The organism is Deminuibacter soli, assembly GCF_003412455.1.
In the GTDB taxonomy this organism is placed as follows: domain Bacteria; phylum Bacteroidota; class Bacteroidia; order Chitinophagales; family Chitinophagaceae; genus Deminuibacter; species Deminuibacter soli.
In genome coordinates this window covers 419,550-440,721 of the sequence record NZ_QTJU01000001.1, presented here as the reverse complement: position 1 = coordinate 440,721, position 21,172 = coordinate 419,550, and the positions used below count along the sequence as shown (strand labels likewise).

At 47.8% G+C, this 21,172-nt stretch carries 18 protein-coding genes; 5 read left to right on the top strand and 13 right to left on the bottom strand.

Features of this window, described 5'->3' with window-relative positions; genetic code table 11:
- Position 1 precedes the first annotated feature (1 nt).
- The 11 genes from DXN05_RS01810 to DXN05_RS01760 all read right to left on the bottom strand — a co-directional run bounded on the left by DXN05_RS01810 (position 2) and on the right by DXN05_RS01760 (position 12,042).
- Complete coding sequence (locus DXN05_RS01810; RefSeq protein WP_116845496.1) at positions 2 to 415, bottom strand: DUF4267 domain-containing protein; 414 nt, start codon at positions 413 to 415, stop codon at positions 2 to 4.
- Between the two features lie 190 nt (positions 416 to 605).
- The gene (gene hemL, locus DXN05_RS01805) at positions 606 to 1,892 is read right to left on the bottom strand and encodes a glutamate-1-semialdehyde 2,1-aminomutase (RefSeq protein WP_116845495.1); all 1,287 of its coding nucleotides are present in this window, start codon (positions 1,890 to 1,892) and stop codon (positions 606 to 608) included.
- 73 nt (positions 1,893 to 1,965) lie between these two features.
- Positions 1,966 to 2,322 (bottom strand): four helix bundle protein, encoded by a 357-nt coding sequence (locus tag DXN05_RS01800; RefSeq protein ID WP_116845494.1) that lies wholly within the window; start codon positions 2,320 to 2,322, stop codon positions 1,966 to 1,968.
- 110 nt (positions 2,323 to 2,432) lie between these two features.
- A complete protein-coding gene (gene hemB / locus DXN05_RS01795; protein WP_116845493.1) occupies positions 2,433 to 3,407 on the bottom strand; it encodes a porphobilinogen synthase in 975 nt (324 codons plus the stop codon).
- 131 nt (positions 3,408 to 3,538) lie between these two features.
- Complete coding sequence (hemF, locus tag DXN05_RS01790) at positions 3,539 to 4,501, bottom strand: oxygen-dependent coproporphyrinogen oxidase (RefSeq protein ID WP_116845492.1); 963 nt, start codon at positions 4,499 to 4,501, stop codon at positions 3,539 to 3,541.
- Positions 4,502 to 4,514: 13 nt separating this feature from the next.
- The gene (locus DXN05_RS01785) at positions 4,515 to 5,522 is read right to left on the bottom strand and encodes an alpha/beta fold hydrolase (RefSeq protein WP_116845491.1); all 1,008 of its coding nucleotides are present in this window, start codon (positions 5,520 to 5,522) and stop codon (positions 4,515 to 4,517) included.
- A gap of 155 nt (positions 5,523 to 5,677) precedes the next feature.
- Positions 5,678 to 6,706 carry a uroporphyrinogen decarboxylase gene (gene hemE, locus DXN05_RS01780; RefSeq protein ID WP_116845490.1) on the bottom strand — a complete coding sequence of 343 codons (1,029 nt, stop codon included), beginning with the start codon at positions 6,704 to 6,706 and terminating at the stop codon, positions 5,678 to 5,680.
- 18 nt (positions 6,707 to 6,724) lie between these two features.
- The gene (locus DXN05_RS01775; protein WP_116845489.1) at positions 6,725 to 7,429 is read right to left on the bottom strand and encodes a uroporphyrinogen-III synthase; all 705 of its coding nucleotides are present in this window, start codon (positions 7,427 to 7,429) and stop codon (positions 6,725 to 6,727) included.
- The gene (hemC, locus tag DXN05_RS01770) at positions 7,416 to 8,351 is read right to left on the bottom strand and encodes a hydroxymethylbilane synthase (protein ID WP_116845488.1); all 936 of its coding nucleotides are present in this window, start codon (positions 8,349 to 8,351) and stop codon (positions 7,416 to 7,418) included. Before hemC ends, DXN05_RS01775 begins: the two co-directional genes overlap by 14 nt.
- Before the next feature lie 10 nt (positions 8,352 to 8,361).
- Positions 8,362 to 9,552 (bottom strand): glutamyl-tRNA reductase, encoded by a 1,191-nt coding sequence (gene hemA, locus DXN05_RS01765; RefSeq protein WP_116845487.1) that lies wholly within the window; start codon positions 9,550 to 9,552, stop codon positions 8,362 to 8,364.
- Between the two features lie 270 nt (positions 9,553 to 9,822).
- Complete coding sequence (locus DXN05_RS01760; protein ID WP_116845486.1) at positions 9,823 to 12,042, bottom strand: helix-turn-helix domain-containing protein; 2,220 nt, start codon at positions 12,040 to 12,042, stop codon at positions 9,823 to 9,825.
- A 120-nt stretch (positions 12,043 to 12,162) separates the two neighbouring features.
- Between DXN05_RS01760 and hemH the strand changes: the two genes are divergently transcribed.
- The 4 genes from hemH to ileS all read left to right on the top strand — a co-directional run bounded on the left by hemH (position 12,163) and on the right by ileS (position 19,060).
- Complete coding sequence (gene hemH / locus DXN05_RS01755; protein ID WP_116845485.1) at positions 12,163 to 13,215, top strand: ferrochelatase; 1,053 nt, start codon at positions 12,163 to 12,165, stop codon at positions 13,213 to 13,215.
- Between the two features lie 22 nt (positions 13,216 to 13,237).
- On the top strand, positions 13,238 to 13,786 hold the full coding sequence (locus DXN05_RS01750) for a CopD family protein (protein WP_116845484.1): 549 nt from the start codon (positions 13,238 to 13,240) through the stop codon (positions 13,784 to 13,786).
- A gap of 125 nt (positions 13,787 to 13,911) precedes the next feature.
- Positions 13,912 to 15,549 (top strand): amidohydrolase, encoded by a 1,638-nt coding sequence (locus DXN05_RS01745; RefSeq protein ID WP_116845483.1) that lies wholly within the window; start codon positions 13,912 to 13,914, stop codon positions 15,547 to 15,549.
- A gap of 79 nt (positions 15,550 to 15,628) precedes the next feature.
- Positions 15,629 to 19,060 carry an isoleucine--tRNA ligase gene (gene ileS / locus DXN05_RS01740; RefSeq protein ID WP_116845482.1) on the top strand — a complete coding sequence of 1,144 codons (3,432 nt, stop codon included), beginning with the start codon at positions 15,629 to 15,631 and terminating at the stop codon, positions 19,058 to 19,060.
- Here ileS and DXN05_RS25185 read toward each other — a convergent pair.
- Entirely contained in the window at positions 19,031 to 19,381 is a 351-nt protein-coding gene (locus tag DXN05_RS25185) for a hypothetical protein (protein WP_317125852.1), read from the bottom strand. The genes ileS and DXN05_RS25185 overlap by 30 nt on opposite strands.
- A 94-nt stretch (positions 19,382 to 19,475) precedes the next feature.
- On the opposite strand from DXN05_RS25185, the gene DXN05_RS24990 reads away from it, so the two are divergent.
- Positions 19,476 to 20,069, top strand: a complete 594-nt coding sequence (locus DXN05_RS24990) for a TraR/DksA C4-type zinc finger protein (RefSeq protein ID WP_245975141.1) — start codon at positions 19,476 to 19,478, stop codon at positions 20,067 to 20,069.
- A gap of 188 nt (positions 20,070 to 20,257) precedes the next feature.
- On the opposite strand, the gene DXN05_RS01730 is transcribed toward DXN05_RS24990, so the two are convergent.
- Positions 20,258 to 21,091, bottom strand: a complete 834-nt coding sequence (locus DXN05_RS01730; RefSeq protein WP_116845480.1) for a ferritin-like domain-containing protein — start codon at positions 21,089 to 21,091, stop codon at positions 20,258 to 20,260.
- Positions 21,092 to 21,172: the final 81 nt, after the last annotated feature.

The window sequence follows — 21,172 nt, the reverse complement described above, 5'->3', positions numbered from 1 at the left end:
ATTAGCTTCCTGCTTGTGCCCGTACCTGTCTTTTACCGGCGTACAAATAATAAGCACCTAATACCAATCCCAACACCACAGCTGTAGCATGCGGGTATAACCGTGCAGTTAGATGCCCCGGAGTATTTAATACAATTAAAAAGTCTGCAACAGGTACCAGGGATGCCACCAGCAATACAATACCCAATCCCTGCCAGTTACGCGCGAATAACAGGGCTAATATGGCGATGCCTACAGACAAATCACGTATACCTTTAATATAGTGAAAGGAGAAGTTGCTGCCGGTATTTACATCTATTCCAAAAGCCAGTTCTGCCACCCGGGGCAGTAATAAAAACCGCGCGCCAATGAATACCAGTAATGCGCCTGTAATAAAGGTTAATGTAAATGCTGTTTTAGCTGTTGCTGTTTTCATATACTGTATGTTTTAGTTTGATACAGTAAAGCTAAGCTGGTGTTTTTTGCTGGTGATGCACCTGGGTTAACTTCGAAGATGGCTTGATTGCTTAATGGCCTCATGGTTGCAATACAAAGACAAAGCCGGTTGCATGCAACCGGCCTTTAAAAATATCATTAGCCATCTGGCTATAAACCATCCAACCATCTTATAAGATTTCCTCCAAACTCTCCTTGGTAGCCTTGATAGTCACATCTAGGTCTTCGGTGGTGAGGGCGTTGTTTAAGAACCAGCTTTCAAAGGCGCTGGGTGGCAGGTAGATGCCGCGTTTTAACATGGCATGGAAATATTTTTTAAACAACTCAATATCGGCTGTTGCAGCGGTGGTGAAATCAGTAACGGCGTGATCGCTGAAGTGTACGCTGATCATACTGCCGAAGCGGTTAATAACAAACGGTTTGCCGGCAGCTTCCAGTACCTGCTGTAAGCCGGTATGCAGGTAGGCTGTTTTTTGTTCCAGTTCGGTGTATATGCCGGGGTTGTTTTTCAGCTCGGTTAACAGGGTATAGCCGGCAATCATGGCAATGGGGTTGCCGCTTAAGGTACCTGCCTGGTATACGCTGCCCAGTGGTGCTATTTTTTCCATAATTGCGCGCTTGCCGCCAAATGCACCTACGGGCATACCGCCACCGATTACTTTGCCGTATGTTACAAGGTCGGCATCTACATTCAGTTTTTGCTGTGCGCCACCTGCTGCAAGGCGAAAGCCGGTCATTACTTCATCAAATATCAGCACTATACCTTTTTTGTCGCAGATGCTGCGCAGGCCTTCCAGGAAGCCGGGAGCAGGCAGTATACAGCCCATATTGCCTGCAACTGGTTCTACTATAATGGCAGCAATTTGATCAGGATGTTCTTCGGTTAATTGTTCTACAGCCTGTAAATCGTTATAGGCGCAGGTTAGCGTATCGTTTGATACGCCGCCGGTAACGCCAGGTACGGTTTGTATGTTAAACGTGGCCAGACCGCTGCCTGCTTTTACCAGGAAAGAATCTGCATGGCCATGATAACAGCCTTCAAATTTGATGAACTTGTTACGGCCGGTATAACCGCGTGCCAGGCGAAGAGCGCTCATACAGGCTTCAGTGCCGCTGCTTACCATGCGTACCAGGTCAACATTGGGCGCCATGCTGCGGATGAGTTCTGCCATTTCGATTTCGAGTTCAGTAGGCGCGCCGAACGAGGTGGAATCTGCTGCTTTTTCCTGTATGGCTTTTACCACGGCAGGGTGGGCATGACCAAGTATCATCGGCCCCCACGAGGCGATATAATCTATATAACGGTTGCCATCTTCATCGAACATATAAGCACCTTTGGCCTTTTTCATAAACACCGGCGTTCCGCCTACACTTTTAAAGGCCCTTACCGGCGAGTTAACGCCGCCGGGAATGCTCTGCTGCGCGCGTTCGAAGAGGGATTTGCTATTGTTGTACATGGTTGGTGAGTAGTGAGTATTGAGTGGTCAGTTGTGAGTAGTGAGTAGTCAGTGACTAATTTGGCTACACTATCTAAACTTGACTAATCAGACCCGATATTAGTTTAAATGTTTTAAGAATACAGCTTCCTAGCTGGTCTGTTTCTTTTATGTCAATATAATTTAATTCAGCTGCAACATCCAGTGCAGTATCTACTTCTATGACAGAGCCTCTGGATATTTCATAGAATCTTTTTCTTTCTAATGCTGATTTCCTTGATGATCCTTCTGCAAGATTTAAATGTACAGAAAGTGCTGCGCGTCTTATTTGTGAAACAAGATTAAAGCGTTCATCTGCGGGAAATGCTGCAGTTATTTTATAGCATTCAATTACAAGTTGACGTGAAGCTGCGTAAGTGGTTAGCCTGGTGTGAGCTAATTGTAGAAACATGTGTGGTGTTTTAAGCCGCCAAAGTATTCTGAAATATGCTGGTTTGCAAATGTTTTAACTTAAAAAGTTGAGTTCTAAAACTCACCACTCACTACTCACCACTCACGCCGCTATCCCAGCAACCTCACCGCATCTTTCGCGAAGTAGGTGGCGATTAAATCTGCACCGGCGCGTTTAATGGAAGTGAGGCTTTCTATGATGGCTTTGTTTTCGTCTATCCAGCCCATTTTGCCTGCGGCTTTAATCATGGCGTACTCGCCGCTTACATGGTAGGCGCTCACAGGAACATCAACCGTGTTTTTTATTTCGCGGATGATGTCGAGGTAGGCCATTGCCGGTTTTACCATTACAATGTCTGCACCTTCTTCAATGTCCATCATGGTTTCTTTGATGGCTTCAATGCGGTTGGCATAGTTCATCTGGTAAGTTTTTTTATCGCCAAAGCCGGGAGCGCTGTCCAATGCGTCGCGGAAGGGCCCGTAAAAGCACGAAGCGTATTTGGCGCTGTAAGCGAGTATGCCTGTTTTAGTGAAACCGGTTTCTTCCAAACCCTGGCGAATGGCGCCAATGCGGCCGTCCATCATATCACTGGGGGCAACAATGTCTGCACCAGCCTGTGCATGACTTACACTCATTTTAACAAGGGCTTCAACGGTTTCGTCGTTGACTATTTCGCCGTTGTGTACAATACCATCATGGCCGTATTCTGAATAAGGATCAAGCGCCACGTCGGTCATTACCACCATTTCCGGTATGGCATTTTTGATGGCTTTGATAGCGCGCTGCATTAAACCATCCGGGTTCCAGGCTTCGGTGCCTTTGTTGTCTTTCAGTTCATCCTTGCATTTGATGAACAGTAAAACGCTTTTAATGCCCATTGCCCACAGCTCTTTACAATCGGCCACGGTGAGATCGAGCGAGCGGCGATAATAGCCGGGCATAGAGGCTATTTCGGTTTGTATATTAGATCCTTCATCAATAAAAATAGGGGCAATAAAATCGTTGGGGGTCAGGTTTGTTTCAGCCACCAACGCACGTATAGCGGGGGTTTGTCTTAAAATCCTGTTTCTTCTTTGTAAGTACATCTTATGCTGATTTGGAGGTTTACTTATATATCGTTGTTGGAGTACTGGTGAGTAGTGAGTGGTGAGTGATGTTACATCTTGCTCACATTTTGTTATTCACCTTAAAATTCGCTACGATCATTCACTACTTACTACTCACCACTCACGGGCGAAGCCCACTCCCTCGGATGCAGGCAGGCCTGTAACAGCTTGTCTTCTTCGCTGCCGGGTTGGGGCTGATAGTTGTATTCAAAGCGTACCGTGGGCGGAAGGCTCATGAGTATGCTTTCTATACGGCCATTGGTTTTGAGACCGAATATGGTACCGCGGTCGTGTACCAGGTTGAATTCAACATAGCGGCCGCGCCGTATTTCCTGCCAGTGTTTATTGGCGGGTGTGTAGGGCATGTGTTTTCTCTTTTCAACTATGGGCACATAGGCCGTGATGAATGCATTGCCGCAGGCCTGCGCAAAATTAAACCAGAACTGCAGGTCTTTGGTGTCGTCGGGCTTCTGGTAATCGTAGAAAATACCACCAATGCCACGGCGCTCTTTTTCGCGGTGCCAGTTTACGAAGTAATCGTCGCAGGTGGCTTTGAATGCAGGGTAAAAGCCGGTATCAAATGCGTCGCAGGTGTCTTTATAGGTTTGGTGAAAATGCTGTGCATCTTCTTCAAAAAGATAGTAAGGAGTAAGATCGGTGCCACCGCCAAACCAGCGGTCCATTACTTCGCCTGCTTTATTGTACAACTCAAACATGCGGTAGTTGCAGTGCACGGTGGGTACAAAAGGATTGATGGGATGTAATACAATAGAGAGGCCGCAGGCAAACCAGCTGTGACCGTTTATTTTAAGCTGGTTGCGCATGGCATCGGTTACTTCACCGAATACCACGGAGCTGTTTACACCGCCTTTTTCAAATACATTGCCGTTGCTGATCACTCTAGTTTTGCCGCCACCACCTTCCGGGCGTTCCCATGCATCTTCTATAAAGCGGGCTTTGCCATCTGCTGTTTCCAGTGCGGTGCATATGCGGTTTTGTAGATCGTGAATAAAACCAATCCATTGGTCTTTGAATAATACGCTGCTGTTGGTTAAAGTGCTTACTGTACTCATTGGCGGGTATTTGCTATTGCTGCAAAAAGCTTAACAATGGTTCTATAAAACGGTTAAATGATTCGATATGCGGAACATGGCCTACACCATCCAGCTCAACCAGTTTTGAACCGGCTATTTTGCTATGGGTAAGTTTACCCAGTGCAGGGTAGTTGCCCATGGTTTTGCGTACGTCTTCGGGCACATTGGCTTTGCCAAGGGCTGTGCGGTCAAGCTGGCCGATGATGAGCAGGGTAGGTACGTGTATTTGTTCAAACTCGTAGCAAACGGGTTGTGTAAAAATCATGTCGTACAGCAGGGCGGAGTTCCAGGCTATGCGCGGGTATTCGGGGCTTAACGTCCACCCGGCCTGCAGGTTTACCCATTGCTGGTATGCGGGTTTCCATTCGTTGTGAAAATAATTTTCCAGCTGGTATTTTTTGATGCTGTTGTAGTCCTGCTTCAGCTCGCTTTGGTACCATTTGTCAACACTCTGGTAAGGTACTTTCAGTTTCCAGTCTTCCAGGCCAATGGGATCTTCGAGAATAAATTTTTCTACTATGGCGGGGTACATCAATGTAAAACGGGTAGCCACCATACCACCCATGGAGTGGCCGAGCACGGCTGTACGGGTAATACCCAGGGTATCGAGTATGGCCTTGGTATTCTGCGCCAGTAGTTGAAAGGTGTATTGAATATGGCTGGGTTTGGTTGATTTGCCAAAACCTACCTGGTCTGGAATAATTACACGGTAACCTTTTGCAATGAGTGCTTTGGCTGTTTCACCAAAATAGGCGCCGTTGAAGTTTTTGCCATGCAGCAATAGTATGTTGTGGCCGTTGGGGTTAGCGGGCTGCACGTCCATGTAGGCCATTTTTACGTCTTCGCCCTGTATGGTGAGGTTAATGTAGTGTACGGGGTAGGGATAGGTGTAGTTTTCAAGACTGCTGCCGAGTGCAGTGAGCTGCTGATCCTGCGCAAAAACGGGTGCAGTAAACAGGGAAAGTAGCATACTGCAGTATAAGACTAGTCTGTATTTCATCGTTTCCTGTTTAGGCTGCAAAATTATTTAACTAATCCCGGGCAATCGTCATTATTCTGTAATCAATACGTTAAAGCAAAGGAATTATGCATAAAAAAGCCCCGTTACGCATGGTATGGTGTTGCAGGTAACGGGGCGTATGGTAAGCGCAGCGATTAGCTGTGCCTGAAGTTCTTCACAGTGTCTACAAAAGCCCTGGCATGGTCAACCGGAACATTGGGCAATATGCCATGACCCAGGTTGGCTACATGGTAGCCCGGACCAAAATCGCGCAGCATTTTGGTGACAGATTTTTCAATTTCAGGAATGGGTGATAACAAACGCGCAGGATCGTAGTTGCCCTGCAGGGTTATGTTATGGCCTGCCAGTTTGCGTGCCATTTGTGGTGTTACACACCAGTCAATACCCAGGCCATGTGCGCCGGTGGCAGTCATTTGCTCCAGTGAATGCCATGCACCTTTGGCGAAAATAATGGTGAGCACTTCTTCTTTCAGTGCAGCTACAATCTGGCGAATGTATTGCAGCGACAGCAGTTCAAAATCATCCGGGCTCAGCAGGCCGCCCCAGCTGTCGAATATCTGTACCACATCCACCCCTGCTTTTACCTGGCCTTTCAGGTAAGCTATGGTGGTATCAGTGATCATTTGCAGCAGTGTGTGTGCCAGCTCGGGCTGTGTATAACAAAAGGCCTTTGCCTCGTCGAATGTTTTAGAGCCTTTGCCTTGTACCATGTAGCAAAGCAATGTCCATGGAGCGCCGGCAAAACCAATCAGGGGCACGCGCCCGTTGAGTTCCTGTTTGGTTAACTTCAGCGCGTCGAATACATAACCGAGTGTTTCATTCACATCAGGTACGCGCACACGCTTTAAGTCGGTAATGGTTTTGATGGGATCCGGCAACAGTGGTCCTTTTTGTTCAATCAGCTGTACTTCCAGGCCCATGGCCTGCGGTATCACCAATATGTCAGAGAAAATAATGGCAGCATCCACACCTACCTGGTCAACTGGTTGCAGGGTAATTTCTGTAGCCAGTTCAGGGGTTTGCACACGTTCAAAAAAAGAATATTTGTCGCGCAGTTTCATGTAATCCGGCAGGTAACGGCCTGCCTGGCGCATCATCCACACGGGTGTTCTTTCAGTTTGCTCTCCTCTCAGTGTTCGTAATAACAAATCGTTTTGTAACATATGCCTTGGTTTGATGCTTTATTGCTGGGTAAAATACTGTATGGCAAGGTCAATCATCTGTTCCCTGCCGGGCCATTCGCTTATTACCACCTTATTGGTGCAATAGGTTTGAATGGTGGCTGCCGTGGTTTTGCCAATGGCAAACAACACTACCGTAATGGGAATGGTGTTCATGGAAAAAAAGCTGTGTACTGCACTCGGACTGAAAAAAATCACGGCGTCGTAATTTTTTTCGATGAGCTGTGGTGTTTGCAGGGTCATGTATACCACTGTTTCTACCACTTCAATCTGGTGGTGGTGCAGCAGCTCGGGTAAATCGTCGAGGCGTTGTTCGCCGCAAAAGAACACGACTTTTTTAATGTGCTCGTGCGAGGCGATTTTTTCGGCCAGCACAGTGGCATTGCGCGCAGTGCCAATGATAGCGGCATTGCCAAAAAAATCGATCACCAGGTCTTTGGTAACACCGCCCATGCAGAAAATCTGCCAGTTGGGTTTAATGTTCAGCTGCATAATCACGGCTTCTACCGCGCTCATGCTGGTGAAAACAACGACAATATTTTGCAGTGAATATTGCTGTACCAGTGTAGCGACTTCTTCTGTGCGTACAGGAATGGTTTCAATAAATGTGGTTACGTCGATCCCGATATTTTTGTGTGCTGCTTTTTGTACCAGCTGCATATCGAGCGCGCGTGTACACAATATGTTTACTTTAGACTGTGGCATTGCGTATCGCTTCGGCTATTGTTTTTCCGCCGGCAGCCAATACTTCCCTGGCAGCATCTGTGCCAAGGGTGGTTAACTGCGGGTTTTCGGGGGTATAAGGTACTGATTTCTTTGTTTCTGCTTTTTGTTTGCCGTCCAGCGAAAAAATATTTCCTTCAAAATAAAGGGTGTCATTTTGTATCTGTGCCAGTGCGCTGATAGGGGTAGAGCAACCACCCATCAGTGTTTTCAGAAAATCGCGCTCAATACGGGTACAAATGGCTGTTGCGGGGTGATGTAACGGTGCGCAGGCTGCTGCAGCTGCAGTATCGTTTTCACGGCAAACCACCATAATGGCGCCTTGCGCAGGTGCAGGCAGCATCCAATCCAGCTCAATTGATTCGGCCGGGCGAACAGCAATGCGCTCCAGGCCGGCTGCCGCGAAAATGGCGCCGTTCCATGGGTTTTGCGCTACTTTCTGTAAACGGGTGTTTACATTGCCGCGCAGGTTTTCGATGGTGTGGTTGGGGTAACGGCTAAGCCACTGGGCTTTACGGCGTATGCTGCTGGTAGCAATAACTGCGGTGCTTTGTGCATCGTTTAAAAAAGAAGTATCGCCTTTAAATACCAGCAGGTCTTTGTAACTGGCGCGCTGTAATACAGCGGCCTGTTGTATGCCCTGTGCCAGTTGGGTTGGCACATCTTTCATTGAGTGTACGGCAATATCAATTTTATTGCCGAGTAAGGCTGCATCCAGCGTACGGGTAAACACGCCCTGCACGCCAATGGCGTACAGCGGGGTTACCAGGTCAATATCGCCTTCGCTTTTTATGTACACCAGCTCGCTTTGCACACCCAGCTGTAACAACTGCTGCTGCACCAGGGTGGCTTGCCAAACGGCTAACTGACTGTCACGGGTACCAATTCTTAAAATTTTTGACATGCGGGTTCTGCTAGTTAACGCGGCCGGTAATATAATCTGTGATGGCTCCGATATAATCACAGCCGGGATTGGGCTGCTTGCGCATTTTCAGGGCCATGTTGTTAATCACTTTCTGTATGGCCTCATCTTCTACCAGCCCGGGTTCACCGTTCTGCTGCATGTCCATCAGTTTTTGCTTAACTGCTTTGATCAGCGGAACGTTTTTGCGCATGTTGTACCATTCCCTGAACTCTTCCATGTGCTCGGCAATAATTGCTTTTGCCTTAGGCACTTCAGCCAAACGTTTTTGCAGCGTGGCGTCGTTTATTTTGGAGAGGTCATCCACATTCACCAGTGTAATGTGTGCAAGTGATTTTGCAGAAGGCGCTACGTTATTGGGGATAGATAAATCGATGAGTATTTTGGGATTGCTGTGCTGCAGCTGTGCGGTTGTGATAACGGGCTGCTCAGCATTGGTGGCTACAATTACAATATCTGCCTTGGCTACTGCTGCATCCATGTAGCTGTACGATGCATGGCGCAGTTTCAGTTCTTTCGCCAGCTCTTCTGCACGCGCTTCGGTGCGGTTAATCAGGGTGATATTGGTGGTGCCCAGGTAATCAACCAGGTTTTTGCAGGTATTGCGGCCAATTTTACCGGTACCAAGTACCAGTATTTCTTTTTCGCTGATATCGGCCACATGATCTTTCAGAAACTGTATGGCAGCAAAGGAAACAGAAACAGTGCCGCCGCTGAGTGCAGTGTTTGTCCTGATAGCTTTGGAGGATTGCAATACAATGTTGAGCAAACGGTCAAGGTAAGTACCGATGCAGCCCTGGTCTTTCGAAAACTTGGCCGCCTGTTTCAGCTGACCAACAATTTCATAATCACCAAGTATCTGCGAATCGAGACCGGCAGCTACAGCAAACAAATGTTCGGCCGCTGCTTTTCCCTGTTTAATGTAACACAACTCTTCAAAAGATTCCATGGTTGCGGTGGTTTCATTGCAAAGCAGCTGAACCAGCTCGCCTGCATGTTGCGCCATTCCATAAATCTCTGTGCGGTTACATGTGCTTAAAACAAAAACTTCCTGGATGCCCTGCAACGCTGCCTTTTGTAAAAGAGAAGTGTACTGGTCAGGTTGTATGGCAAACTGGCCTCTGCTCGAAGCATCCGTTTTCTTGTAGTTGATCCCTGCTATAAAAAAGTGGTTGAAATCCATGTGCTTGCCTGTTGTACTTAACCCTGCTTAATTACTTACGCAAAGGTAGCTTCAGGGGTTGCATAAAAAGAAGGAAAATAAAGCGTATTCTGTCATTTCTCTGTCATGTTTAACCCTGTAATCCCGCGGATATTACACAAAAAAAACGTGCGTTGTACATCATTTTCGGTGGTTTTTAAATAAACAAGTAATCGCTTGGATTTTGTGGTTCCTGATTAACAGAAACTGGTGTCTGTATTACTTTTTCTTTATTCGTGGAACATGGCTTGCTTAAGGCTGCGGCTTTGTGTGCTGCTGCAATGCAACGTGTGCCATTGCTGCGCGGATGTTTGCATAAGTATAACTGTCGTCCAATAGTTCTTTAAGCTCGGAAAGTGTTTTGTCGCTGTTTTTTGTCACCACATCCAGCAGTACTGCAGTTTTTTCTTCCGTTAATAATTCGTGCAGCTGTATTTCTCCCGAGGTAATAAATGAAGTTAAATGTGTTTCAATAGTGCTTGTTGCCATGCCACGTGCTGCGGCAATTTCAGCGATGTTTTTGCCCGATTTAAACAGTTGCAGGCTAATGTTTTTACTGCTGCCTTTGCCCAGTACCTGCGTGTCTTCATCGGGCGTTGCAGCTGCCTGCGCAGTACTTACAGCGCCGAGTAATGAGCCTGCCTGCTCGCCCCTGGCAATGCCTGCGGCCAGTTGTGCGGCCTGCTGTAACTGCTGCTGCTTGCGTTGCACCAGCGCGCGAAGCGCTACCAGGTCTTTATAATAAGCCTGTATTTTTTGTTTGATGATGATTTCATCAATATGCGTTTTGAGTTGTGCGGCGATGTTTTGCAGCGCAGGTGTAAAATAAGTGCCTGCGGCTTCAATGCGTTGCTGCAGCTGGGTTACAGGCGCCTGTGTGGCTACCAGCCAGGCTATTTGTTTGTTGAATTTGGTGGCTGTATCCTGCAGGGTAAGCAGCTGCGTTAATATTTTTTGCGCCCATACGGCTGCATTGGCCTTGTCAGGCATCTGGCGGTGTGCATAACTGTCGAACAATTCCTGCCAGGCTGTTGCCAGCGTGTCCAGACTAAAATGCTGCAGCAACGTATGATACAGGTAAGTTTGCTGCGCTTTGGCCAGTATATCCTGCAAAATGCTTTCGTCGGTTTGCGCCTGCCGCGTGTATTGCACAATGCGCTCGTCGGTACGTATGCTTTCCGGGTAAATGCGCGATTGCAGCACCAATCCTTCCAGTGATGTAAGCCGGCTCAGTGCAACATACACCTGGCCTGGCGCAAAGGCGGCACCTGCATCTACAATGGCGCGTTCAAATGTTAAACCCTGGCTTTTGTGAATGGTAATGGCCCATGCAAGGCGTATGGGATATTGCGCAAACGAGCCTATTTCTTCTTCTTCAATTACATTTTTTTCCGGGTTCAATGCGTAGCGTATGTTGCGCCAAACCTCACGCTCCAGCAGCATTTCCTCTTCAGATCCCGGGAATTTTACATACACTTCCCCTTCTTTGATAGACGAGATCTGCGCAATTTTGCCATTATAAAAACGGCGTGCTTCTCCCTTGTCGTTGCGGATAAAAATTATCTGCGCGCCCTCTTTTAAATACAATGTTTTATCCGCCGGCAATGATTTTTCACTGAAATCGCCTTTTATTTCCGCAGCAAATTCATGCACGGTGGAAGGCAGTTTATCCAGCTCGCTTTGGTTAATGGCATCTGCCCGGTAATTGTGCGTGGTAAGCGTAATATAAGGCTTGTCTGCAGGTGCTTCAAATCCTGGCAGGAAGCGGGTTTGCAAAAAATCCAGGTCTGCCGCGCCGGCCTGGTTGTGCCGTATATTATTCAGCAGGTTGATAAACGTATGATCGCGCTGGCGGTAAATTTTTTCCAGTTCAATCACTACCGGGGGCGATTGCCGCACTGCGTGGGCATCAAAAAAATAAGGCCCCTGGTAAAAATTGCGCAGTACTTCCCATTCTTCGTTGCCTGCTACGGGTGATAGCTGGAAAAGATCACCAATAAATAACACCTGCACACCACCAAACGGAATATCCTGTTTGCCCCGGTAGTAGCGCATCACGACATCCATGGCATCGAGCAAGTCTGCACGCACCATCGATGCTTCATCAATCACCAGCAATTCCAGCTCCTGCAGCAATTTTCTTTTTTCGCTGTTGAAGCGCGCATGCTTAAAAAGCGATTGCTCGTTCAACACCGCCATGCCGGGTTTGTTAAATTCATTACTGTTGCCAGGTACAAACAATCCGGGCGGAATGGTGAAAAAAGAGTGGATGGTAACACCGCCTGCATTCATGGCTGCAACACCGGTGGGCGCAACAATCACCATTTTTTTGTTGCTATGCTCGCGTATATAACGCAGGAAGGTAGTTTTACCCGTACCGGCCTTACCCGTAATAAACAGGTGGGTGTTGGTGTATTGAACAAATTGCGCTGCAAGGGCAAAACGCTGATTGGTGCCGTCAGGTAAAAACATGCGGCAAATTAGGTAGAATCAGTTAATCCTGTGGCAATTTTCACGCTATTGTCATATATACGCAACGCTGTTCCCTTTATAGCTGATTTAAACCTATTTTTGCACGCACAAAATGTAAGCATGGCTAAGCGAGGAATAATTTTAATGAACCTGGGTTCTCCCGATTCAACAGAAGTGAAGGATGTTCGCCGTTACCTGAACGAATTTTTAATGGACGGCAAGGTGATTGATATGCCGTTCCTGCTGCGCACTTTACTGGTGCGCGGTTTTATTGTTCCGCTGCGCGCGCCCAAATCTGCCGAAGCTTACCGCTCTATCTGGTGGCCCAACGGTTCGCCGCTCATTGTTTTAACCGAACAATTGCAACAGGCCATTCAGCCTGAATTTGACGAACCGGTTGAAATAGCCATGCGCTACGGCAACCCCACGCCGCAGGCTGCTTACGAAAACCTGCTGAAGAAAGTACCCGGCCTGGAAGAGGTGATTCTTTTCCCATTGTACCCGCACTATGCCATGAGCAGCTACGAAACTGCAGTGGAGTATATGAAAGAGGTACACAAAAAGCACAACTACGCTTTTAAGCTCACTACCATTAAACCGTTTTACAATAACCCCGATTATATACAAGCGCTGAGCGAAAGCATACGCCCTTATGTAGCAGGAAACTCATACGATAAAATCCTGTTCAGCTACCACGGCATTCCCGAAAGGCATGTACAGAAAACCGATATGACGGGTGCCCATTGTTTGAAGGTGAATGATTGCTGTAATGTGCCTTCACAGGCACACACTACCTGTTACCGCCACCAAACCATGCAAACCACGAAGCTTACGGCCGACAGGTTGAATCTCCCGAAAGAAAAGGTAGAGCAAACCTTCCAGTCGCGCCTGGGCCGCGATCAGTGGCTGCTGCCTTATACAGCACAGCGCCTGCTGGAACTGCCGAAAGAAGGTGTAAAGAAACTGCTGGTGGTTTGTCCTGCCTTTGTAAGCGATTGCCTCGAAACACTCGAAGAAATCGCCATGCAGGGTAAGGAATCTTTTATTGAAGCAGGTGGTGAAGAATTAACGCTGATACCATGCCTGAATGTAGACCCGCTTTGGGTAAATGCCGCAGTAAAGTGGCTGAAGGAATATGCAGAAGCAGGCAGCAAGGAAATGATTTTAGCATAACTGCAATCGTTTAACAATTATTATGTACGCCTACTTAAAAGCTTTACACATCATATTTGTGGTAACCTGGTTTGCCGGTATGTTTTATATGCCCAGGTTGTTTATCTACAACACCGAAGCAAACACACAGCCCGAAGCCGCAAAAGCCGTGCTGCAACAACAGTTTGGCATTATGATGAAAAGGCTGTGGTACGGCATTACCTGGCCCTCGGCAGTGATCACTTTATGCATGGGGCTTTCCGTTTTATTTACCGGCAACTGGTACCAGGCATTGTTTGAACCGGCCGGCAGGTGGTTGCTGGTAAAACTGGTTTTTGTTTTACTGCTGTACATATATCATTTCACGCTGCACAAAATTTTCAAACAACAATCCAATGGCATATTCCGTTACACTTCGCAACAGCTCCGCATATGGAATGAAGTAGCTACCATTTTCCTCATCGCCATCGTAATGCTTGCTGTAGTAAAACAAAGCATGAGTTTCGTTTGGGGCCTCGCAGGATTAATTTTGTTCATCATCCTGCTCATGAGCGCCATCAAAATTTACAAGATCGTGCGCTCGAAACAGTGAATAGTCAATAGTGAATAATGAATGATCGAAGCGAATGGGTCTGGCTGCGCATTCCACCGAAAAGCCCGCAGCTTGCAGCTCGTAGCTCGCAGCTTTTCTCTATCTTCCAGCTTCAACCAATTGCTATGCGCTTACCCGTTTTGTCTGTTTGTTTATTGAGCTTGCTCGCTGCCTGCCATTCCCGCACTGCGGCTGATTTAATTGTGTACAATGCCCGTATTTATACGGTGGACAGCAGTTTCTCCACTGCCTCTGCCATGGCTGTGAAAGATGGTAAAATACTGGCCACCGGCAGCGACAGCGCCATCCTGGCCGCGTACGATTCCAAAGAAAAAACAGATGCGCAGCATCACTTCGTATACCCCGGTTTTATTGATGCACATGCACATTTTGTGGGTTATGGCCAATCGTTGTTTGCAGTTGCCTTGTATGGCTCAGCTTCATTCGATGAAGTGGTACAGCGTGTGCAGCAGTTTACCAAAGAACATGGGTCAGAAGCCTGGATACTCGGCAGGGGATGGGACCAGAACAAATGGCCCGGCAAGGCTTTTCCTACCAATGAGCAACTCAATCAATTGTACCCCGATAAACCCGTACTGCTTGAAAGGATAGATGGCCATGCAGCCATTGCCAATGCCAAAGCATTGGAACTGGCCGGTATAAAACCCGGCGAAACCATTGCCGGTGGCACGTTTGAAATGGCCAACGGTAAATTAACCGGTGTGCTGGTAGATAATGCAGTAAGGCGCGTATCATCCAAAATACCCACACCCCAAAAGGCCGAGTACGAAAAATGGCTTATCGCTGCCCAGCAGCGCTGCTTTGCACAAGGACTTACCACCATTACCGATTGCGGCCTGATGTACCACGATATTGATATGATTGATACGCTGCAAAAAGAAGGTAAATTAAGCATGCGCCTGTATGCCATGTTGAGTGACGATTCCGCCAACTACGCGCACTATCTTAATAAAGGCCCCTATAAAACCGATCGTCTTTTTGTAAAAGGTGTGAAGGTGTATGCAGACGGCGCACTGGGTAGCCGCGGCGCCTGTTTAATTGCTCCTTATGCCGATAAACCGGGCTGGGGTGGCTTTTTACTGAGCAGCCAGGCACATTTTGATTCTGTCGCAGCCATGTTGTCGAAAACAGATTTCCAGCTGTGCACGCATGCCATCGGCGATTCGGGCAACAGGGTTATACTCACCATTTACAACAAGTATCTACAGCACGGTAACGATAAGCGCTGGCGTATAGAACATGCCCAGGTCATTCACCCGGATGATGTGGCATTGTTTGGGAAAGCTGCCATTATCCCTTCTGTACAACCTACGCACGCCACCAGCGATATGTATTGGGCGGCTGACAGACTTGGTGCAGAGCGTTTAAAAACTGCCTACGCCTATAAACAATTGCTCGAACAGAATGGCTGGATACCATTGGGCACCGATTTCCCGGTAGAGGATATTTCTCCCTTCAAAACCTATCTCGCCGCAGTGTTCCGCAAAGACGCCAAAGGTTTTCCCGACGGTGGTTTCCAGGTTGAAAACGCGCTGAGCCGCGAACAGGCTATCCGGGGTATGACCATCTGGGCAGCCAAAGCCGATTTCCTCGAAAAAGAAGTGGGCAGCCTCGAAGCAGGTAAAAAAGCCGATTTCACCATCCTTGACCAGGATTTAATGGAAGTGACCGAAGCCAGTGTGCTGCAAACAAAGGTAATTGCCACATATTCAGGCGGTAAAAAGGTATACGGCACGCCTTAACTGGCATCCGTAAACTCCTGCCTTTTTTTATTAACTTCGCAATCCTTTAAAAATATAGCAACATCAAGGTTTTTTGGTTATGAGCAATAAATACCAGGAATTTTCAGGGTTGAATTTACCCGCCATAGAGCAGGAGATATTGAGCAAATGGAATGAAAGCCAGGCTTTTGAGAAAAGTGTGTCGCTCCGTGAAGGCGCTGAGCCTTTCGTGTTTTACGAAGGCCCGCCAAGCGCTAATGGTATGCCTGGTATTCACCACGTTATTTCACGTACGCTGAAAGACCTGGTTTGCCGCTACAAAACCATGCAGGGTTTCCAGGTAAAACGCAAAGGCGGTTGGGATACCCACGGCCTGCCGGTTGAACTGGGTGTTGAAAAAGAACTCGGCATCACCAAAGAAGACATCGGTAAAAAAATTACCGTTGAAGAATACAACCAGAAATGCCGTGAAGCGGTGTTGCGCTACAAACGTGAATGGGATGATGTTACCCGTAAAATGGGTTATTGGGTTGACCTGGATCATCCCTACATCACTTTCGAGAACAATTACATTGAATCGCTGTGGTGGATGTTGCAGAAGCTGTACAACCGCGGTTTGCTGTACGAAAGCATCAGCATTCAGCCGTACTCACCTGCAGCAGGCACCGGTCTCAGCTCACACGAATTAAACCAGCCCGGCTGTTACAAAGATGTAAAAGATACTTCTGCCGTGGTGATGTTTAAAGCCATCGCCAACGCGAAAAGCCAGTTCCTGTTCAATGCGGTAAATGGCGAAGAAGTGTTCTTTATGGCATGGACTACCACACCGTGGACTTTGCCTTCCAACCTTGGTTTAACAGTAGGCCCCAACATTGAATATGTACTGGTAAAAACATTTAACCCGTACACACACCTGCCGGTGAACGTGGTATTGGCCAAAGCGCTGCTGGGCAAATACTTTAAACCCGAAGCAGAAAATGGTGATTTTGCCGCTTACAAAGAAGGCGACAAGGTTATTCCATGGTCAATCGTTACCACTTTCAAAGGCAGCCAGATAGAAGAATGCCGTTACGAGCAGCTGATGCCTTACGAGGCCAACAGCCCTGCAGTTGCAGGCGGTGATCCTTTCCGCGTTTTGCTCGGCGATTTCGTTACTACCGAAGATGGTACCGGCATTGTGCATACGGCACCTGCATTTGGTGCAGATGACTACCGCGTAGGTAAAAAATACGATATCGGCATACTGATCATGGTAGATAAGCAGGGCAAGTTTGTTGACGGCCTGGGCGAATTCAGCAACCGCTATGTAAAAGACTACAAAGACGATCCCAATTATGTGGATGTAAACGTAGACATCAGCGTAAAACTGAAAAAAGAAAACCGCGCTTTTAAAGTAGAAAAATACGAGCACAGCTACCCGCATTGCTGGCGTACCGATAAACCGGTGTTGTACTACCCGCTCGATGCCTGGTTTATCAAAACCACCGATCTGCGCGACCGTATGGTGCAGCTCAACAAAACCATCAACTGGAAACCAAAATCAACCGGGGAAGGCCGTTTTGGTAACTGGCTGGAGAACATGGTTGACTGGAACCTGAGCCGCAGCCGTTTCTGGGGTACACCGCTCCCGGTTTGGCGTACCGAACTCACCGGGGCGGAAGAAGCTGCCGGTGTGGTGCGTGAAGAAATCTGCATCGGCTCCGTAGCTGAACTGAAAGCCCAGCTGGAAAAATCATTTGCCGCAGGCATTATGCAGCCCGCAGCAGGTGAAACGGCCGCAGCAACAATTGAAAAACTGACATCCGATCTGCATAAACCTTATGTAGACAATATAACCCTGGTTTCTGCCACAGGCAAACCCATGAAACGCGTAGCCGACCTCATCGACGTATGGTTCGATTCAGGCGCTATGCCGTATGCACAATGGCATTTCCCGTTCGAGAACAAGGAAATCTTCGCGCAGAACTACCCGGCTAACTTTATCGCCGAAGGAGTTGACCAAACCAGGGGCTGGTTTTATACCCTGCACGCCCTCGCCGCACTGATCAAAGAAGACGTGCACGAAGAGCTGAAAAAAGCAGGTATCCCGGTTTCTGACGAAAAATATCCTGGCCTGGCTTACAAAGCCGTTGTGTCCAACGGCCTGGTGCTCGATAAAAACGGCAACAAAATGAGCAAGCGCCTGGGCAACGTGGTAAATCCATTTGAAACCCTGGCCACTTTTGGTGCAGATGCCACCCGCTGGTACCTGGTTACCAATGCCTCACCCTGGGATAACCTGAAATTTGACCTGGAAGGCATACGCGAAGTACAGCGCAAATTCTTCGGCACCCTGTACAACACCTACCAGTTCTTTGTTCTGTACGCCAATGTAGACGGCTTTACTTTCAGCGAAGAATACATTCCGCTGGAACAACGCCCCGAAATAGACCGCTGGATACTTTCTTCACTCAATACCTTAATAAAGAAAGTAACCGCAGCGCTCGACGATTTTGAACCCACCATTGCAGGCAGGGCCATCGAGGAATTTGTAGATGAGCACCTGAGCAACTGGTATGTACGTTTGTGCCGCCGCCGTTTCTGGAAAGGCGAGTACGAAGCCGACAAAATCAGCGCTTACCAAACCCTGTACGAATGTCTCGAAACACTGTTGCGACTAATGGCGCCTATTTCACCCTTCTTCAGCGATGCAGTATTCTGCAGGCTCGAGGCTGTAACCGGCCGCTTTAAAGCAGCATCCATCCACCATGTGAATTTCCCGGTTGCCAGCGAAGCAGCAATCGATACCCTGCTCGAAGAAAGGATGCAGCTGGCCCAGGATACCTCTTCACTGGTACTGTCGCTCAGGAAAAAACTGAACATAAAAGTGCGCCAGCCATTGCAGAAACTCATGATCCCGGTGCTGAACCCCGAAATGAAATTGCAGCTGGGCAAGGTAGAAGACCTGATTAAAGCGGAAGTAAATGTTAAAGAATTCGCGTATATTACCGAAACGGAAGGCATTATCAAGAAAAAAATAAAACCCAACTTCAAAGCCCTGGGTACCAGGATGGGGGCAAAAATGAAGGCGGTTTCTGCGGCATTGGCGGGTTTTACACAACATGACATTGCATTGTTGGAAAAAGAAGGCCAATATACCTTGCAAATTGATGCAGAAGCTGTTACTTTATTGCTGAATGAGGTAGATATCGCGGCAGAAGACATTCCGGGCTGGAGTGTGGCGAGCAAAGGTGCATTAACGGTAGCCCTCGATATAACATTGTCTAACGAACTGAAACAGGAAGGAGACGCCAGGGAATTCGTCAACCGTATACAAAATATCAGAAAAGAGAGTGGTTTTGACTTAACAGACCGTATATTCGTAAAAGTGCTTGACAACGAATACATCAGGCCTTCCCTGACTGAATTTAAAAAATACATCTGCGCAGAAATTTTGGCGGACACACTTGAATTAGTGCCTGATTTGCAGGATGGCACCGAAATTGAAGTAAATGACGCTCTGCTAAAAGTTAGCGTAAATAAAAAAGGTTAATCGTATGGCTACCAACAAGAAAGCAGCGAAACCAGCCACAAAAACATCAAAAATAGCTAAGCCGGCGGCCAAACCGGTAAAAAAGGCGGCCGCACCGGTGAAGAAAGCTGCTGCTAAACCTGTCGTAAAACCCGCAGCCAAACCAGCAGCACCTGCTAAAAAAGCTGCCGTGCCTGCGAAGCCTGCCGTAAAACCCGTATCGAAAACAGCAACCAAGGCTGCTCCGGCCAAACCGGCAGCCCCAGCTAAAACTGCAGTGAAAGCCGCAGAAAAAACTGTTTCCAAACCTGCTGAGAAAGCAGTAGCTGTAAAAAGTGCCAAACCGGCCCAGCCTGCTGCCCCTGCAGTAAAAACGCAACCCGCTCCCGTAAAAAAGGAGGTACCAAAGCCCGCGCCTGCCTCACAGCCCCAGCCAGTGAAGCAGCAACCGCCCGTTACAGTGCCTGTTAACCCAAAGCCAGTTGAGGTAAAAAATGCACCTATTCCCAAACCGGTTCCTAAAAAAGTAGAACCGCTGAAAGAAGTAAAAGTGCCCAAAATATCGGTTAAGACAAGCGTTCCTTATCAACCCGATTACAAGCCGCTCGAACAAAGAGAAAATAACTTTAAATCAAACGAACCCTTGGTTAGATACAGCGACAGCGATTTGAATGAGTTCAGGGAACTCATCAATAAAAAATTGGAAGCAGCCAAAAAAGAATTGGCTTATTTACAGGGCCTCATTACCCGTAAGGACGAAATGGGCGGTGACGAAAGCGAAAACCGTTACATGACCATGGAAGATGGCAGTATGAGCATGGAGCGCGAACAACTGAGCCAGATGGCCAGCCGCCAGATTACTTATATTGATCACCTCGAAAAGGCCCTTATCCGCATCGAGAACAAAACGTATGGTATTTGCCGCGTAACCGGTAAATTAATCGACAAGGCACGCCTGCGCGCCGTTCCCCATGCCACACTGAGCCTCGAAGCAAAACTTGGTTTGGTAAAACCAAGCAGCGAACAGTAGAATAAGGGCCTGCACCGGGCCACGATGTAATGCAGTACCTGTGAAAAACATGAACGGTTGAAAAACAAAATCCCCGTTTTTGTAAAGGGATCGTTTTGCCATAATTCAGATTACATCATTTTAGCTATATGCAAAAAGGTTGTGCAGTACGCACAACCTTTTTTGTTGGACTATATGGAGGCACTAAGCTACACGAGAAATGGCTGCACAATGGCCAGCACATCGGCCTTGGCCAGCGGCTCGTCAAACGATTCTGTAGCCGCATTGGCAGATACATTGCCACCCACGCCCGTTAAGCTGGTAATGGTAACGCCACCCTGCGACACATTATCCTCGCCATTGTACGATGCCTGTACAGCAGTTGAATCAATACCGCTGCTGTTACCCGTAATCCACGGTTTTACCGTTGCACCCGCTGCCGCCCGCATTTGCCTGATATGTGAAGCATGACGCGCTTCTACTGAATGTATATTCAATGCAGCAGTTAATACGGTGGCATTGCTTTGCACATTAGCGGCCTGGCCCTTGTAAGCGCGTACCCCGGTATCTTCAAAGGTTTGGGCAACGGCCAAAAAGGTGTTGTAATTGCTGAATACATCCGGGAAAGTGCCTTTGGCCGTATAATCTACATTAGGCTGCGCCACAGGCGTACTGGCCAACGGGCCGGAGATCACTGTTTTCAGGAAGTTTACATGTGCAGTTTCATGACCGCCAATGGTGGTAATGGCTGCCTTTGCATCCGCAGTAGGAAAGGTGAGGGCAGTACTTGCCAACGCACTGCTGTAAAAGCCTGCTTCCAGGTATTCGAGTGTTAAGGCAAAGTTGAGCACGTCTGCAATGCCGCTGGTCGACTGGCCGTAAGCTTTTTTCAGCACGCTGCCGAAAAACAGCGGCAGGGCTGTGAGCGATAACTTTTTGCCAAAATCACCCCAATGCTTAAAGGCATGCCTGCGGGTGCTGGTGCGTTCGTAAACCTCGGGGTCTACTTCCGCAATTTCATTAATGATATTCTGAAGATTCATGGTGTTGTGTTTTGTGTACTGGTTATGAAAAAGGGATGTATACAATACCGGTAAATACCGGCCGCGGGAGAAGGGAGGTAG

Excerpts from the sequence above, each read along its gene's own strand:
- DXN05_RS01810 (WP_116845496.1), bottom strand. The coding sequence starts at position 415 with ATGAAAACAGCAACAGCTAAAACAGCATTTACATTAACCTTTATTACA.
- hemL (WP_116845495.1), bottom strand. The coding sequence starts at position 1,892 with ATGTACAACAATAGCAAATCCCTCTTCGAACGCGCGCAGCAGAGCATT.
- DXN05_RS01800 (WP_116845494.1), bottom strand. The coding sequence starts at position 2,322 with ATGTTTCTACAATTAGCTCACACCAGGCTAACCACTTACGCAGCTTCA.
- hemB (WP_116845493.1), bottom strand. The coding sequence starts at position 3,407 with ATGTACTTACAAAGAAGAAACAGGATTTTAAGACAAACCCCCGCTATA.
- hemF (WP_116845492.1), bottom strand. The coding sequence starts at position 4,501 with ATGAGTACAGTAAGCACTTTAACCAACAGCAGCGTATTATTCAAAGAC.
- DXN05_RS01785 (WP_116845491.1), bottom strand. The coding sequence starts at position 5,522 with ATGAAATACAGACTAGTCTTATACTGCAGTATGCTACTTTCCCTGTTT.
- hemE (WP_116845490.1), bottom strand. The coding sequence starts at position 6,706 with ATGTTACAAAACGATTTGTTATTACGAACACTGAGAGGAGAGCAAACT.
- DXN05_RS01775 (WP_116845489.1), bottom strand. The coding sequence starts at position 7,429 with ATGCCACAGTCTAAAGTAAACATATTGTGTACACGCGCGCTCGATATG.
- hemC (WP_116845488.1), bottom strand. The coding sequence starts at position 8,351 with ATGTCAAAAATTTTAAGAATTGGTACCCGTGACAGTCAGTTAGCCGTT.
- hemA (WP_116845487.1), bottom strand. The coding sequence starts at position 9,552 with ATGGATTTCAACCACTTTTTTATAGCAGGGATCAACTACAAGAAAACG.
- DXN05_RS01760 (WP_116845486.1), bottom strand. The coding sequence starts at position 12,042 with ATGTTTTTACCTGACGGCACCAATCAGCGTTTTGCCCTTGCAGCGCAA.
- hemH (WP_116845485.1), top strand. The coding sequence starts at position 12,163 with ATGGCTAAGCGAGGAATAATTTTAATGAACCTGGGTTCTCCCGATTCA.
- DXN05_RS01750 (WP_116845484.1), top strand. The coding sequence starts at position 13,238 with ATGTACGCCTACTTAAAAGCTTTACACATCATATTTGTGGTAACCTGG.
- DXN05_RS01745 (WP_116845483.1), top strand. The coding sequence starts at position 13,912 with ATGCGCTTACCCGTTTTGTCTGTTTGTTTATTGAGCTTGCTCGCTGCC.
- ileS (WP_116845482.1), top strand. The coding sequence starts at position 15,629 with ATGAGCAATAAATACCAGGAATTTTCAGGGTTGAATTTACCCGCCATA.
- DXN05_RS01730 (WP_116845480.1), bottom strand. The coding sequence starts at position 21,091 with ATGAATCTTCAGAATATCATTAATGAAATTGCGGAAGTAGACCCCGAG.